Source organism: Kitasatospora dryopteridis (genome assembly GCF_050749075.1).
Lineage (GTDB): Bacteria > Actinomycetota > Actinomycetes > Streptomycetales > Streptomycetaceae > Kitasatospora.
The window spans coordinates 2,845,869-2,861,365 of the sequence record NZ_CP192749.1 but is presented as its reverse complement, the minus strand read 5'-3'; the positions used below and the strand labels follow the sequence as shown (position 1 = coordinate 2,861,365).

7 protein-coding genes and 2 rRNA genes are annotated in these 15,497 nt (G+C 68.4%); 7 read left to right on the top strand and 2 right to left on the bottom strand.

Features of this window, described 5'->3' with window-relative positions:
* Positions 1-94: 94 nt before the first annotated feature.
* Positions 95-4,033, top strand: a complete 3,939-nt coding sequence (locus ACQ614_RS12940; RefSeq protein ID WP_431678684.1) for an ABC transporter ATP-binding protein — start codon at positions 95-97, stop codon at positions 4,031-4,033.
* Positions 4,034-4,134: 101 nt separating this feature from the next.
* Here the strand turns inward: ACQ614_RS12940 and ACQ614_RS12935 are convergent, their stop codons facing one another.
* Positions 4,135-5,019 (bottom strand): ATP-grasp domain-containing protein, encoded by an 885-nt coding sequence (locus ACQ614_RS12935; RefSeq protein ID WP_431678683.1) that lies wholly within the window; start codon positions 5,017-5,019, stop codon positions 4,135-4,137.
* A gap of 215 nt (positions 5,020-5,234) precedes the next feature.
* Here ACQ614_RS12935 and ACQ614_RS12930 point away from each other — a divergent pair, with 215 nt between their 5' ends.
* A complete protein-coding gene (locus tag ACQ614_RS12930) occupies positions 5,235-5,801 on the top strand; it encodes an NUDIX domain-containing protein (RefSeq protein ID WP_431678682.1) in 567 nt (188 codons plus the stop codon).
* A gap of 33 nt (positions 5,802-5,834) precedes the next feature.
* Here ACQ614_RS12930 and ACQ614_RS12925 read toward each other — a convergent pair whose 3' ends face one another.
* Positions 5,835-6,686: a hypothetical protein gene (locus ACQ614_RS12925; RefSeq protein WP_431678681.1), complete on the bottom strand. Its 852-nt coding sequence runs from the start codon at positions 6,684-6,686 to the stop codon at positions 5,835-5,837.
* Positions 6,687-7,016: 330 nt separating this feature from the next.
* Between ACQ614_RS12925 and trpS the strand changes: the two genes are divergently transcribed.
* The 5 genes from trpS to ACQ614_RS12900 all read left to right on the top strand — a co-directional run bounded on the left by trpS (position 7,017) and on the right by ACQ614_RS12900 (position 15,483).
* Complete coding sequence (gene trpS, locus ACQ614_RS12920) at positions 7,017-8,039, top strand: tryptophan--tRNA ligase (RefSeq protein ID WP_431678680.1); 1,023 nt, start codon at positions 7,017-7,019, stop codon at positions 8,037-8,039.
* Positions 8,040-8,164: 125 nt separating this feature from the next.
* Positions 8,165-9,145: a S66 peptidase family protein gene (locus ACQ614_RS12915; RefSeq protein WP_431678679.1), complete on the top strand. Its 981-nt coding sequence runs from the start codon at positions 8,165-8,167 to the stop codon at positions 9,143-9,145.
* Between the two features lie 303 nt (positions 9,146-9,448).
* Positions 9,449-10,057 carry a nucleoside/nucleotide kinase family protein gene (locus ACQ614_RS12910; RefSeq protein WP_431678678.1) on the top strand — a complete coding sequence of 203 codons (609 nt, stop codon included), beginning with the start codon at positions 9,449-9,451 and terminating at the stop codon, positions 10,055-10,057.
* Between the two features lie 533 nt (positions 10,058-10,590).
* A 16S ribosomal RNA gene (locus ACQ614_RS12905) occupies positions 10,591-12,105 on the top strand.
* 271 nt (positions 12,106-12,376) lie between these two features.
* Positions 12,377-15,483 (top strand): 23S ribosomal RNA (locus ACQ614_RS12900).
* Together the 16S and 23S rRNA genes form the textbook arrangement of a ribosomal RNA operon.
* The last annotated feature ends 14 nt before the right edge of the window (positions 15,484-15,497 follow it).

The window sequence follows — 15,497 nt, the reverse complement described above, 5'->3', positions numbered from 1 at the left end:
CCTCCCGGGCGTCCGTCGAAACGCGATGGACGGCGGTCGAGCCGAATGGTTAGTATCCCTAAATATGCCTGAGACTCATGGTTCTACTGCGGAGATGTCCCGGAACGCCGATCCTCAGAGCAGCCGGTCCGGCAAGGCCACCCTGCGCCGCCGCTCCGGCAGATCCGCCGACGGGAGCACACCGCCGGACGGCACGGGCAGTGTCGCCACGGCCTCCCCGGACGACTCCCGCTGGCTCCGCCGCCTGGTCGGCTACTCCTGGCGCTACCGCCGCAACGTGCTGCTCGCCTTCGGCGCCTCGCTCGTCGGCATGGCCGTCAGCGCCGTCGTCCCGCTGATCACCAAGCTGATCATCGACGACGTCATCACCGCGCACAGCCGCCCGCTCGCCCCCTGGGCCGTCGTCCTGCTGCTCGCCGCCGTCCTGGTCTTCGTCTGTGCGCAGATCCGCCGCTACTACGGCGGCCAGCTCGCCCTCGACGTCCAGCACGACCTGCGCGCGGACCTCTTCAAGTCGCTCACCCGGCTCGACGGCCGCCGCCAGGACCGGCTCGACACCGGGCAGGTCGTCGGCCGCGCCACCTCCGACCTCCAGCTCATCAACGGCCTGCTCTCGATGCTGCCGATGATGACCGGCTACTTCCTGATGTTCTGCATGTCCCTGGTGGTCATGCTCTGGCTCTCGCTGCCGCTCACCGTGATCGCCCTGGTCATGGCCCCCGCCCTGTGGTGGTGCGCCGCCCTCAGCCGCAAGCGGCTCTTCCCGGCGACCTGGGCCGCGCAGCAGGAGGCCGCAGCGGTCGCCGGCGTGGTGGACGCGGCCGTCGGCGGCGTCCGGGTGGTGAAGGGCTTCGGCCAGGAGGCCCAGGAGCGCGCCAAGCTGGAGAAGGCCTCCCGCGGCCTGTACGCCGCCCGGCTCCGCTCGATCCGGCTGAACAGCCGATACACCCCGGCCATGCAGGCCGTCCCGGCACTCGCCCAGGTCGCCGTGCTCGCCCTCGGCGGCTGGCTGGCCGTCCAGGGCAAGGTCTCGCTCGGTACCTTCGTCGCCTTCTCCACCTACGTCGCCCAGCTGACCGGCCCCGTCCGGATGCTCGCCATGGTGATCACCGTCGGCCAGCAGGCCCGGGCCGGCGTGGAGCGCGTCCTCCAGCTGATCGACCAGCGCCCGCACGTCCAGGAACGGCCCGACGCCCGCCCGCTCCCGCTCGCCGAGACCACCGCCGGCAGCCCCGCCCCCGGCACAGCGGCCTCGGGAGCCTCCGCACCGGGCGCCTCCGCACCAGGCACCCCCGCCCTCGAACTCGACCAGGTCGACTTCCACTACGAGGGCCACGAGGACGCCGTCCCCGTGCTCGACGGGCTCAGCCTCAGCCTCGCCCCCGGCGAGACGCTCGCCCTGGTCGGGGCCTCCGGCTCCGGCAAGTCCACCGTCGCCCAGCTCGTCCCGCGCTTCTACGACCCGATGGCCGGCGCCGTCCGGCTGCACGGCCACGACCTGCGCGACATCACCCTGGACTCGCTGCGCGCCGCCGTCGGCATCGTCCCCGAGGACAGCTTCCTGTTCTCCGAGAGCGTCCGCACCAACATCGCGTACGGGCACCCCGAGGCCACCGACGCACAGATCGAGGCCGCCGCCCGGGTCGCCCAGGCCGACGGCTTCGTCCGGGAGCTCCCGGACGGCTACGACACCAAGGTCGGCGAGCAGGGCCTGACCCTCTCCGGCGGCCAGCGCCAGCGGATCGCACTCGCCCGCGCGATCCTCACCGACCCCGGCATCCTGCTCCTGGACGACGCGACCTCCGCCGTCGACCCGCAGGTCGAGGCCGAGATCTTCGAGGCGCTGCGCTCCGTGATGGCCGGCCGCACCACCCTGCTCATCGCCCACCGGCGCTCCACCCTGCAGCTCGCCGACCGGATCGCCGTACTCGAACGCGGCCGCCTGGTCGACATCGGCACCCACGAGGAGCTCGACGCCCGCTGTCCCCTCTACCGGGCCCTGATCACCGACCCGGACGCGGCCGACTCCGAGGCCGACGCCGCCACCGCGGACGCCCGCTCCGCACAGGCTGCCGGCACCACCGCCGGCTCCCGGGCGGCCACCGGCACCGACACCCTCGCGGGAACGGCCCCAGCCCCGGCAGCAGCCGACGCCGCCGGCCGCACCGATGCGTCGGCGGCCGGCAAGCCCGCCGCCGACGCCGACCTGCTCGCCAAGGTCGCCGCACTCCGGCCGGCCACCGACACCCCCGACGTCAAGGTCGAGGACGCCGAGGCCGGAGACCCGAACTTCAGCCTCCGCCGGCTGCTCGCACCCTTCCGCGGCCCGCTGGCGCTCGCCCTGCTGCTCGTCTCCCTGGACACCGCCGCCGGGCTCACCCTGCCGATCCTGATCCGGCACGGCATCGACGACGGCGTCAGCAAGGCCGCCATGACCGGCGTCACCGTCGCCGCCCTGGCCGCACTGATCGTCGTCCTGCTCGACTGGGGAGTGCAGAGCGCCGAGACCAGGGTGAGCGGACGCACCGGCGAGCGCGTCCTCTACACCCTGCGGCTGAAGATCTTCGCGCACCTCAACCGGCTCGGCCTCGACTACTTCGAGCGCGAGCTCACCGGCCGGATCATGACCCGGATGACCACCGACGTCGACTCGATCTCGACCTTCCTGCAGACCGGTGTCGTCACCGCGGTGGTCAGCCTGCTCACCTTCTTCGGCATCTTCGCCGCCCTGCTGATCCTCGACGCCGGCCTCGCCCTGGTGGTCTTCGCCGTCCTGCCCGTCCTGGCCGTGGCCACCCTGGTCTTCCGCCGCAAGTCCACCACCCAGTACCAGATCTCCCGCGACCTGATCTCGACGGTCAACGCCGACCTGCAGGAGAACGTCGCCGGCATGCGGATCGTCCAGGCGTTCCGCCGCCAGGACGTCAACACCGCCCGGTTCGTCGCCCGCGGCCTGGAGTACCGCGACGCACGGGCCCGCGCCCAGCTCTACATCTCGCTGTACTTCCCGTTCGTCCAGTTCCTCTCCAGCGTCGCCTCGGCCCTGGTGCTGATCGCCGGCGCCGCCCGGGTCGACGCCGGCACCCTCACCATCGGCGCCCTGGTCGCCTACCTGCTCTACATCGACCTGTTCTTCGCACCGGTCAACCAGCTCTCCCAGGTGTTCGACGGCTACCAGCAGGCGAGTGTGAGCCTCGGCCGCATCCGCGAACTGCTGCGCACCCCGACCAGCACCCCCGAGAGCGAGTCGAGCCTGCCGGTGCGTCGGCTCAAGGGCGACATCCGGCTGGACGGCGTGAGCTTCGCCTACAACGGGGACGGCGAGAGCCGACCCGACGTGCTCAGCGGCATCGACCTGCACATCCCGGCCGGCCAGACCGTCGCGCTGGTCGGCGAGACCGGCGCCGGCAAGTCGACCCTGGTCAAGCTGGTCGCCCGGTTCTACGACGCCACCGGCGGCACCGTCAGCATCGACGGCACCGACGTCACCGCCTTCGACCTCGCCCAGTACCGCCACCGCCTCGGCGTCGTCCCGCAGGAGGCGTACCTCTTCGCCGGCAGCATTCACGAGGCGATCGCCTACGGCCGGCCCGAAGCCACCCGTGCCGAGGTCGAGGCCGCCGCCCGGGCGGTCGGCGCACACGACATGATCCTCGGCCTCTCCGGCGGCTACGAGCACGAGGTCGCCCCGCGCGGACGGAACCTCTCCGCGGGCCAGCGCCAGCTGATCGCCCTCGCCCGCGCCGAACTCGTCGACCCGGACATCCTGCTGCTCGACGAGGCCACCGCCGCTCTCGACCTCGCCAGCGAGGCCGCCGTCAACCAGGCCGCCGACCGTCTCACCGGCGGCCGGACCACCCTGGTCATCGCGCACCGGCTCACCACCGCCGAGCGCGCCGACCGGATCGTCGTCCTCGACCGCGGCCGGATCGTGGAGGACGGCACGCACGCCGACCTGCTCGCCCACGGCGGCGTCTACCACCGGCTCTGGCGGGCCTTCGTCTCCGACGGCCGCCCGACCCCGGTCGGCTGAGTCCACCGGGCCGCCCCGGGGTACGGCGACCTGCGCGCAGGGTTCTGTCCGCGCAGGCCCCGTATCCCGGCGGGCCCTCGGCCGGTCCGCGTCCCGCCGGCTCAGACGGCCATCAGCGCCGCGAACAGCGATGCCGCGTCGGCGCCCCGCGGCAGGTCGCTGACCTGCCCGTCGCCGACCTCGACCACCCGCCACCCCGAACCGTCCGCCCGTCGCGCCAGGTCGGTGCTGACGAACCGGCAGCCCAGGCTGCGCACCAGCGGCCCGACCTCCGACAGGTCCGCATCCGGCGCGGGCCCCGGAGCCGAGTCCGGATGCGGACCGCGCAGCACCGGCACACCGTCCACCCACCACACCCGGGCCTCCACGGCCCGCCCCTGCGCGTCCCGGACGAACTCCTCGTAGCGCCGCAGCACGATCCCGCCCTCCGGGGCGCCGTCCTGCAGTTCGACGAAGCGCGCCACCACCCGGCACAGCCCGTCGGTGTCCGCGAGATCCGGGACGAAGCAGGCCTCCTCCCACTCGTACTTGCGGGACTTCACGAAGTCCTTGACCACCGCGGGGCCGCTCCCGCCCAGCCCGAGCGCCAGGCCGGCCAGGTCGTCGGCGGAGGGCAGCCCGGGTCCGGCCAGCCACCGGCTGTCCGGCGTCGCGCCCTCGAACACCCCGTACCAGCCGGGCAGTTCGTGTGCGTCGGCGTAGCCGGCCGGCGTGGTCAGCAGGGTGCCGCCCCGCTCGGCCAGGGCGACCGCCAGCGCCTGGTACGCGGGGACGCCGACCATCCAGCCGCGGTACCAGAGCGGTCCCACCCCGCCGGGGACGAGGCGCACCGCCCCCTCCGCGTCGCCCGCGACCAGCGCGTCGTGGTCGAGCAGGACGCAGGTGCCGCCCAGGTCGCGCACCACCTGCGTCTCCCACACGTAGTGCGGGTCGGGCCTCCGCGGAAACAGCGGGTCGGTGGGCACCAGGACGGCCGGCGTGGTCATGGCCCACAGCGTACGGCGCACACGGTGGCGCGCACCCCGCTGCGCACCACCCTTCGGGGGACGAGTGTGCCGGTGTCCACCGTTCGGACTGCCCCTGAAGCCAGCCGAATTCGGTCGACACACCCCGCACCGCGTGCCAGGGTGATCCGATGTCCAAGCTGCGACGACTCCTCGGACGAGGGAACACCCGACCCGTCCCCACCCCCGACGGACGGATGCCGCGGAGAGCGGCACGTACCGTCGTCCTCGCCCCGGACGGCTCCGTCTTCCTGCTCCGCAGCGACAACGCCGAGGTCGGCGTCCACTGGACGATGCCCGGCGGCGGCATCGAGGACGGCGAGTCACCGCAGGTCGGCGCCCGCCGCGAGCTGTCCGAGGAGACCGGCTGGACGGACATCGAGCCCGGCCCCCTGCTCTGCACCTGGGAGCACGACTTCACCTGGCACGGCATCCCCGTCCGTCAGCACGAACACGTCTTCCTGACCACCGGCCCGCGGCGAGGGCCCGTCGGCGACGTCAGCCACGTGCACCGCGTCGACGGCATCCTGGACTGGCGCTGGTGGACGCCGGAGGAACTGGCGGCCGCCGACGCCGACGCACTGTGGCCCCCGCAACTCCCCGCCCTCCTGGCCGCCCTCCGCACACCGGCCGCACCCGGCCCGGAGGCCGTACTCGACCTGTCGGCCGTGGAGCCGGTGCACCTCGGCCATGTGCCGCAGGGCACCCCCAACAGCCGCCCCGAGGACCCTCCGCTCCGGGCCGCGGCCGAGCTGCCCGGCTGACACGACATCACCCGACGGGCGGAGCGGACCGGTTCAATGCTGCGGCGGCTCCGCCCGCCAGTCGTGCAGCGTGAGGTCGCGGTCGTGCAGCGCATCCGGGTTGATCAGTACGGTCAGGCAGGCAGCCGCCAGTTCGTCCGCAGCGAGCCCGGTGGAGGCGAGCAGCCGCTCGGTCGGCACGGCCACGGCGATCGCCTCCCGCCACGCGGGCAGCACCACCAGGCAGGTCCCGGCACCCAGCCGGACGAGCTTCGCCGCGACCCGTTCCGGCTCCCGCGGGCCGGCCGCGGCCGCCGGTGCCGAACCGCCGATCAGTATCCCGAGCGGTGTGCCGCCCTCCCCGTCGGCGCCGTCATGGGCCTGCCCTGCGCGGCCCGCACCACTGGCGCGCCACGCCTCCAGCCGCTCGGGCGGACGGGGGTGGAGCCGCCGCAGGCGCCGGGACGGCACAGGCCGCCGCGCCCTCCGCAACTGTCGGCTGCCGTCGCTGCTGTCGGCGGCGCTGCCGACGTTCCTGCCCGCCTCCGTACGGTCGGCGGCACCGGCACTGCCGTCGTCGCCCCTGTTGCCCCCGACCCGATGTCCTTCACCCGGCGCCCGCGGCGCGACGAGATCCGCGCCGGCCTCCTCCAGCAGCCGCCGCACATCCGCCTCCGGCCGATGGCAGGCCGCCGCCAACTCGGCCAGGCCCGCCCCCTGCTCGTACGCACCGCGCAGCCGGCTCGCGAGCCCGGCCAGCAACCGGACCGCGGTCGGATCACCACCCGGCTCGGCGGGGCCGCCCCCGGCAGGCGTCGGCCCCGCCGGGACGGCTCCACCGGACGAGCGGTCGGACGCTGGCTGGTCGAGCGAGGTCATCGGTGCGGGCCCTTCGGTCTGCGGCATGAACGATCCTGCCGCACACGGACCTTGGCGGCCAGGCCGATCCACGATGTGTCGACCGCGCGGACCCGGCCCGTCCGCCGGCCCCCGCCGGCCCCTGTGCGTGTACCCGCTCGCCCGCCGGAAATCCCTTCCTGAAGGCCGCACACGAGCAGGTACCCTGGCCTCCATGAAGCAGCAGCCGTGCCTGAACTGGTGGCCGTCCTAGGGACGGCCACCCTTCACGCACGACCACAGGGCCGTCCGCACGGACGGCCCTGCTGCGTTCCCACACCTCGCGGACGGCAGGCGCCCCGGCGGACGGCCCCCCTACCGACCACCGAGGAGCACCCCTTGACCACCGCCGACTTGACCACCACCGACCGGATCCGCCGCAACCCCGGGCACCACCGCGTCCTCACCGGAGACCGGCCGACCGGCCCGCTCCACCTGGGCCACTACTTCGGCACCCTGCAGAACCGGGTCGAACTCCAGCGCCTCGGCGTCGAACTCTTCGTCGTCGTCGCCGACTACCAGGTCCTCACCGACCGGGACCGCGCCGACAACCCGGCCGAGCACGCCGAGAACCTCGTCCTCGACTACCTGGCCGCCGGCATCGACCCCGACCGCGCCACGGTCTTCGCCCACAGCGCCGTCCCGGCCCTCAACCAGCTCCTGCTGCCCTTCCTCAGCCTGGTCAGCGTCGCCGAACTCGGCCGCAACCCCACCGTGAAGGACGAGATCGCGCACTCCGGCCGCTCCACCGTCAGCGGACTCATGTTCACCTACCCCGTCCACCAGGCCGCCGACATCCTATTCTGCAAGGCGGACCTCGTCCCCATCGGCCAGGACCAGATCCCGCACCTGGAAACCACCCGCACCGTCGCCCGCCGCTTCAACGAGCGCTACGGCCCCGTCTTCCCACAGCCCGAGGCACTGCTCTCCACAGCACCGCTGCTCCTCGGCACCGACGGCGGCAAGATGAGCAAGAGCCGCGGCAACGCCGTCCCGCTCGGCGCCACCGAGGACGACACCGCCCGCCTCCTCCGCGCCGCCACCACGGACGCCGACCGCCGCATCAGCCACGACCCGGAGCACCGTCCCGGCGTCGCCGGCCTCCTGCAGCTCGCCGCCCTCTGCCTGGACCGCACACCCGAGGACGTCGCCGAGGAGATCGGCGACCGCGGGGCCGCAGCACTCAAACGCCTCGTCATCGAAGCCGTCAACGAGTACTTCCGGCCCATCAGGGCCCGCCGCGCCGAACTCGCCGCCGACCGGGGATTCCTGCGGGACGTCCTGCACAACGGCAACGAGCACGCCAACAAGGTGGCCGACACCACCCTCGCGGAGGTCCGCGAAGCGATGGGCACCGTGTGAAGAGGAGCCGTTCCCGGTGAGCGAGTGGCCCGCACGCACTCCCGGTGCGGGGGTGGATCGCTCCACCCCCGCACCGGGGAATACCGTGAGCAGGCGAACCGGTCACCACGGGGGAGAACCTGTCGATGGATCAGCTGACGACCGACGAATCCGCACACCGCCGCCACCCCTCCCCGGCCCGACGCCCCCGCCGCCTGACCGCGGGCGACCGCGTGGCCCTGGTCGCCCCCAGCGGCCCGATCGACCCGCAGCGCCTCGCCGACGGCACCGCCCTGCTGCGCTCCTGGGGCCTGGAGGTCGTCCCCGGCGAACACCTCCTCGACCGCCACCCCGTCCACGGCTACCTCGCCGGCACCGACGCCGACCGCGCCACGGACTTCCGCCGGGCCTGGCTCGACCCCTCCACCGCCGCCGTCATCTGCGCCCGCGGCGGCTACGGCGTCCAGCGCATGGTCGACCTGATCGACTGGGACGAGCTGCGCACCGCGCCCCCGAAGATCCTCGTCGGCTTCAGCGACGTCACCGTCCTCCACGAAGCCGTCTGCCTCCGCCTCGGCCTGCCCACCCTCTACGGCCCGATGGGCACCGCAGCCGCCTTCCTCGGAGACCCGGCCACCGCCGAGCACCTCCGCCGCACCCTCTTCGAACCGGCCACCACCCGCATCCTCACCTCCGCCACGGCCCAACCCCTCGTCCCCGGCCGGGCAGCCGGAACCACCGCCGGAGGCTGCGCCGCCCTCCTGGCCACCGACCGCGGCGCCCCCAGCGCCAGGACCTCCTTCGCCGACACCATCCTGCTCCTGGAGGACGTCAACGAGCTGCCGTACCGGCTCGACCGGACCCTCACCCAGCTGCTCCGCACCGGCGCGCTCGACGGTGTCGCCGGAATCGCCCTGGGCTCCTGGGAGGGCTGCGGCCCCCTGGACCTCGTCCGCGAGGTCATGCTCGACCGGCTCGCCCCGTTGGGCGTCCCGGTGATCTGGGAGCTCGGCTTCGGCCACGGGCCGACCAGCCTCACCGTGCCCCTCGGCGTGCCGGCCGTCCTGGACGCGGATGCCGGCACGCTCACCCTCGACGAACCGGTGCTGGGCGAGCCCGACACGTAGCTCCCGAGGCCGGGCCGAGGCTGTCCTGCGAGGCGTGGGGCGGCACCGGCGGGGCGCCCGGGTGCGCGCTTCGTGCCTGCCGGACCGAAGCGTGAGTAGGGTGCGCCCATGCACGTAGACGTACACGGGGACCGCACGCCGGACCGCTCTCCCGATCGTTCTCCGGACCGTTCCTCGGGCTGCTCCCCGGACCGCCCCGATGGCGCGGATCTGCTTGGTGCGGCCGTGACGGAGGCATCGTCGCGGTCGACGGTCGAGCGGGCGCTGCGGCTTCTGAAGGGGCCCGGGAGTGCCACCGGGCGCGTGATCCTCGGGCTGGCAGGCCCACCCGCCGCGGGCAAGTCGACGCTGGCCCGGCACCTCGTCGCAGAGATCGTGCGAGAGGAGGGCCCCGACGCGGCCGCGTACCTCCCCCTCGACGGATTCCACCTCGCCAACGCCCAGCTCGACCGCCTCGGTCTGCGCGCACGGAAGGGCGCGCCCGAAACGTTCGACGCGGCCGGATATCTGGCCCTGCTCCACCGGGTCGCGAACGAGCGATTCAACGACATCTATGTGCCGGACTTCGACCGGGCACTCGACGAACCGGTCGCCGCCCGCCACGTCATCAGGCCGCACACCCGCCTGGTCGTCACCGAGGGCAACTACCTGGCCTCGCCCGACGTCCCTTGGGCAGCAGTCCGCGGCCTGCTCCGAGAGCTCTGGTACGTCCACGCGGACGACGACCTCCGCCACCGCCGCCTGATCGAGCGGCACACCGCCGGAGGCCAGGACCACCAGGTGGCGGCCCTGCGCACGGCCACCAACGACCACCCCAACGGCGAGTACGTGAAGGCCGGCCGCGCCGCCTGCACCTGGTCCGTCCGGGTGACGGATTTGCCTCCGCCTACCGATGGGCGTACTGTTCTCTAGTCGCTCGGCAGGGAGCACCGGACACGCGTCTGCGCGGACGGTCCCGGGGCGGCCAATCCTCTGAAACACCATTTCCCGGCTCGGGCTGGGTCGCGCCTTGTCGCGTCTCAGTGCGAATTCGGTGTGCGCGTTTTCGGGGATTGTGTTCGGGCCGGCGTCGGATTCGCTTTTCGGAGCGGGGATCGGCTAAGGTTTGAAACGTCGGACGGGCCGTCAGGTCGGTTCCGGCAAAGCGGTGGAGAAAGCAGGTCGGCGAAGAGCACTGACTCGGGTCTGATAAGCTGGAAACACGAAAGAGCGAAACGCCCGGAGGGTCCGCTGGAAGGCGGTCCGAAGGAAGTGTCCGTTCCTTGAGAACTCAACAGCGTGCCAAAAGTCAACGCCAGATATGTTGACATCCCCGGCCGGTCCATCGCGGATCGGTTGGAGATTCCTTTGGAAATAACACAGCGAGGACGCAGTGCGCGGGATCACCCTATTCCGGTGGTTGCCGTGCCGCTCAACGCGAGTGTGCACCCGATAACGGGTCATCATTCACGGAGAGTTTGATCCTGGCTCAGGACGAACGCTGGCGGCGTGCTTAACACATGCAAGTCGAACGGTGAAGCCCTTCGGGGTGGATCAGTGGCGAACGGGTGAGTAACACGTGGGCAATCTGCCCTGCACTCTGGGACAAGCCCTGGAAACGGGGTCTAATACCGGATACGACCCGCCCCCGCATGGGGGCGGGTGGAAAGCTCCGGCGGTGCAGGATGAGCCCGCGGCCTATCAGCTTGTTGGTGGGGTAATGGCCTACCAAGGCGACGACGGGTAGCCGGCCTGAGAGGGCGACCGGCCACACTGGGACTGAGACACGGCCCAGACTCCTACGGGAGGCAGCAGTGGGGAATATTGCACAATGGGCGAAAGCCTGATGCAGCGACGCCGCGTGAGGGATGACGGCCTTCGGGTTGTAAACCTCTTTCAGCAGGGAAGAAGCGCAAGTGACGGTACCTGCAGAAGAAGCACCGGCTAACTACGTGCCAGCAGCCGCGGTAATACGTAGGGTGCGAGCGTTGTCCGGAATTATTGGGCGTAAAGAGCTCGTAGGCGGCCTGTCGCGTCGGATGTGAAAGCCCGGGGCTTAACCCCGGGTCTGCATTCGATACGGGCAGGCTGGAGTGTGGTAGGGGAGATCGGAATTCCTGGTGTAGCGGTGAAATGCGCAGATATCAGGAGGAACACCGGTGGCGAAGGCGGATCTCTGGGCCATTACTGACGCTGAGGAGCGAAAGCGTGGGGAGCGAACAGGATTAGATACCCTGGTAGTCCACGCCGTAAACGTTGGGAACTAGGTGTTGGCGACATTCCACGTCGTCGGTGCCGCAGCTAACGCATTAAGTTCCCCGCCTGGGGAGTACGGCCGCAAGGCTAAAACTCAAAGGAATTGACGGGGGCCCGCACAAGCAGCGGAGCATGTGGCTTAATTCGACGCAACGCGAAGAACCTTACCAAGGCTTGACATACGCCGGAAACTGGTAGAGATATCAGCCCCCTTGTGGTCGGTGTACAGGTGGTGCATGGTTGTCGTCAGCTCGTGTCGTGAGATGTTGGGTTAAGTCCCGCAACGAGCGCAACCCTTGTTCTGTGTTGCCAGCGAGTAATGTCGGGGACTCACAGGAGACTGCCGGGGTCAACTCGGAGGAAGGTGGGGACGACGTCAAATCATCATGCCCCTTATGTCTTGGGCTGCACACGTGCTACAATGGCCGGTACAAAGGGCTGCGATGCCGCGAGGCGGAGCGAATCCCAAAAAGCCGGTCTCAGTTCGGATTGGGGTCTGCAACTCGACCCCATGAAGTTGGAGTTGCTAGTAATCGCAGATCAGCATGCTGCGGTGAATACGTTCCCGGGCCTTGTACACACCGCCCGTCACGTCACGAAAGTCGGTAACACCCGAAGCCGGTGGCCTAACCCTTGGGAGGGAGCCGTCGAAGGTGGGACCAGCGATTGGGACGAAGTCGTAACAAGGTAGCCGTACCGGAAGGTGCGGCTGGATCACCTCCTTTCTAAGGAGCACACAGCAGCTTCGGACGAGTGTTCCGGAGTGCTCGCTCATGGGTGGAACGTTGACTATTCGGCACGGACAGAGTCACGGACGCTAGTACTGCTTCGGCGTGGAACGTGTGATGTGAACTGTTCGGGTCGGGCACGCTGTTGGGTCCTGAGGGAACGATGGTTTCCTCGTGGATGCCGGTCCCATGCGACGCAGCCTTCGGGTTGCCGAGGGTGGGTGTCTGGTCGTTGTTTGAGAACTGCACAGTGGACGCGAGCATCTGTGGCCAAGTTTTTAAGGGCGCACGGTGGATGCCTTGGCACCAGGAACCGATGAAGGACGTGGGAGGCCGCGATAGGCCCCGGGGAGCTGTCAACCGAGCTTTGATCCGGGGGTGTCCGAATGGGGAAACCCGGCAGTCGTCATGGGCTGTCACCCATACCTGAACACATAGGGTATGTGGAGGGAACGCGGGGAAGTGAAACATCTCAGTACCCGCAGGAAGAGAAAACAACCGTGATTCCGGGAGTAGTGGCGAGCGAAACCGGATGAGGCCAAACCGTCATGGTGTGAGACCCGGCAGGGGTTGCCGTGACGGGGTTGTGGGAGTGGGCTTGACCGGTCTGCCGGCCGGTCGGCGAGTCAGAAACCGTTGGTGTAGTCGAAGGACATGCGAAAGGTCCGGCGTAGAGGGTAAGACCCCCGTAGACGAAACATCAGCGGCTTGCTTGCCTATTTCCCAAGTAGCACGGGGCCCGAGAAATCCCGTGTGAATCTGGCGGGACCACCCGCTAAGCCTAAATATTCCCTGGTGACCGATAGCGGATAGTACCGTGAGGGAATGGTGAAAAGTACCGCGGGAGCGGAGTGAAATAGTACCTGAAACCGTGTGCCTACAAGCCGTGGGGGCAGTCTTCGGACTGTGACTGCGTGCCTTTTGAAGAATGAGCCTGCGAGTTTGCGGTGTGTAGCGAGGTTAACCCGTGTGGGGTAGCCGTAGCGAAAGCGAGTCCGAATAGGGCGACCTGAGTTGCATGCCCAAGACCCGAAGCGGAGTGATCTAGCCATGGGCAGGTTGAAGCGCGGGTAAGACCGTGTGGAGGACCGAACCCACCAGGGTTGAAAACCTGGGGGATGACCTGTGGTTAGGGGTGAAAGGCCAATCAAACTCCGTGATAGCTGGTTCTCCCCGAAATGCATTTAGGTGCAGCGTCGCGTGTTTCTTGCCGGAGGTAGAGCACTGGATAGGCGATGGGCCTCACCGGGTTACTGACCTTAGCCAAACTCCGAATGCCGGTAAGTGAGAGCGCGGCAGTGAGACTGTGGGGGATAAGCTCCATGGTCGAGAGGGAAACAGCCCAGAACACCGACTAAGGTCCCCAAGCGTGTGCTAAGTGGGAAAGGATGTGGAGTCGCAGAGACAACCAGGAGGTTGGCTTAGAAGCAGCCACCCTTGAAAGAGTGCGTAATAGCTCACTGGTCAAGTGATTCCGCGCCGACAATGTAGCGGGGCTCAAGCACACCACCGAAGTCGTGTCATTCACAGAATACGCCCAACGGCGCTGTGGATGGGTAGGGGAGCGTCGTGTGCCGGGTGAAGCGGCCGAGGAATCGAGTCGTGGACGGTTCACGAGTGAGAATGCAGGCATGAGTAGCGATACAAGAGTGGGAAACTCTTGCGCCGATTGACCAAGGGTTCCTGGGTCAAGCTGATCTGCCCAGGGTAAGTCGGGACCTAAGGCGAGGCCGACAGGCGTAGTCGATGGACAACGGGTTGATATTCCCGTACCCGCTGTGAAGCGCCAACGCTGAACCCTCTGATGCTAAGCCCGTGAAGCCGCCCCGGATCCTTCGGGTGAAGGGGAGTGGTGGAGCCGGCGGCCCAAGGTGGTAGTAGGTGAGCGATGGGGTGACGCAGGAAGGTAGTCCAGCCCGGGCGGTGGTTGTCCCGGGGTAAGGGTGTAGGCCGAGTGATAGGCAAATCCGTCACTCATCAAGGCTGAGACCCGATGCCGAGCCGATTGTGGTGAAGTGGATGATCCTATGCTGTCGAGAAAAGCCTCTAGCGAGTTTCATGGCGGCCCGTACCCCAAACCGACTCAGGTGGTCAGGTAGAGAATACCGAGGCGTTCGGGTGAACTGTGGTTAAGGAACTCGGCAAAATGCCCCCGTAACTTCGGGAGAAGGGGGGCCAGCCCCGGTGACGAGTCTTGCACTCCGAGCTGGGGGTGGCCGCAGAGACCAGCGAGAAGCGACTGTTTACTAAAAACACAGGTCCGTGCGAAGCCGTAAGGCGATGTATACGGACTGACGCCTGCCCGGTGCTGGAACGTTAAGGGGACCGGTTAGTCCGATTTCGGTCGGGCGAAGCTGAGAACTTAAGCGCCAGTAAACGGCGGTGGTAACTATAACCATCCTAAGGTAGCGAAATTCCTTGTCGGGTAAGTTCCGACCTGCACGAATGGCGTAACGACTTCTCGACTGTCTCAACCACAGGCCCGGTGAAATTGCATTACGAGTAAAGATGCTCGTTTCGCGCAGCAGGACGGAAAGACCCCGGGACCTTTACTATAGCTTGATATTGGTGTTCGGTTCGGCTTGTGTAGGATAGGTGGGAGACTTTGAAGCAGCAACGCCAGTTGTTGTGGAGTCGACGTTGAAATACCACTCTGGTCGTGCTGGATGTCTAACCTGGGTCCGTGATCCGGATCAGGGACAGTGTCTGGTGGGTAGTTTAACTGGGGCGGTTGCCTCCTAAAGGGTAACGGAGGCGCCCAAAGGTTCCCTCAGCCTGGTTGGCAATCAGGTGTTGAGTGTAAGTGCACAAGGGAGCTTGACTGTGAGACTGACGGGTCGAGCAGATACGAAAGTAGGGACTAGTGATCCGGCGGTGGCTTGTGGAAGCGCCGTCGCTCAACGGATAAAAGGTACCCCGGGGATAACAGGCTGATCTTCCCCAAGAGTCCATATCGACGGGATGGTTTGGCACCTCGATGTCGGCTCGTCGCATCCTGGGGCTGGAGTAGGTCCCAAGGGTTGGGCTGTTCGCCCATTAAAGCGGTACGCGAGCTGGGTTTAGAACGTCGTGAGACAGTTCGGTCCCTATCCGCTGTGCGCGTAGGAGTGTTGAGAAGGGCTGTCCCTAGTACGAGAGGACCGGGACGGACGAACCTCTGGTGTGCCAGTTGTCCTGCCAAGGGCATGGCTGGTTGGCTACGTTCGGGAGGGATAACCGCTGAAAGCATCTAAGCGGGAAGCCTGCTTCGAGATGAGCACTCCCACCTCCTGGAGAGGGTAAGGCTCCCAGTAGACGACTGGGTTGATAGGCCGGATATGGAAGCCCCGTGAGGGGTGGAGTTGACCGGTACTAATAGGCCGAGGGCTTGTCCTCAGTTGCTCGCGTCC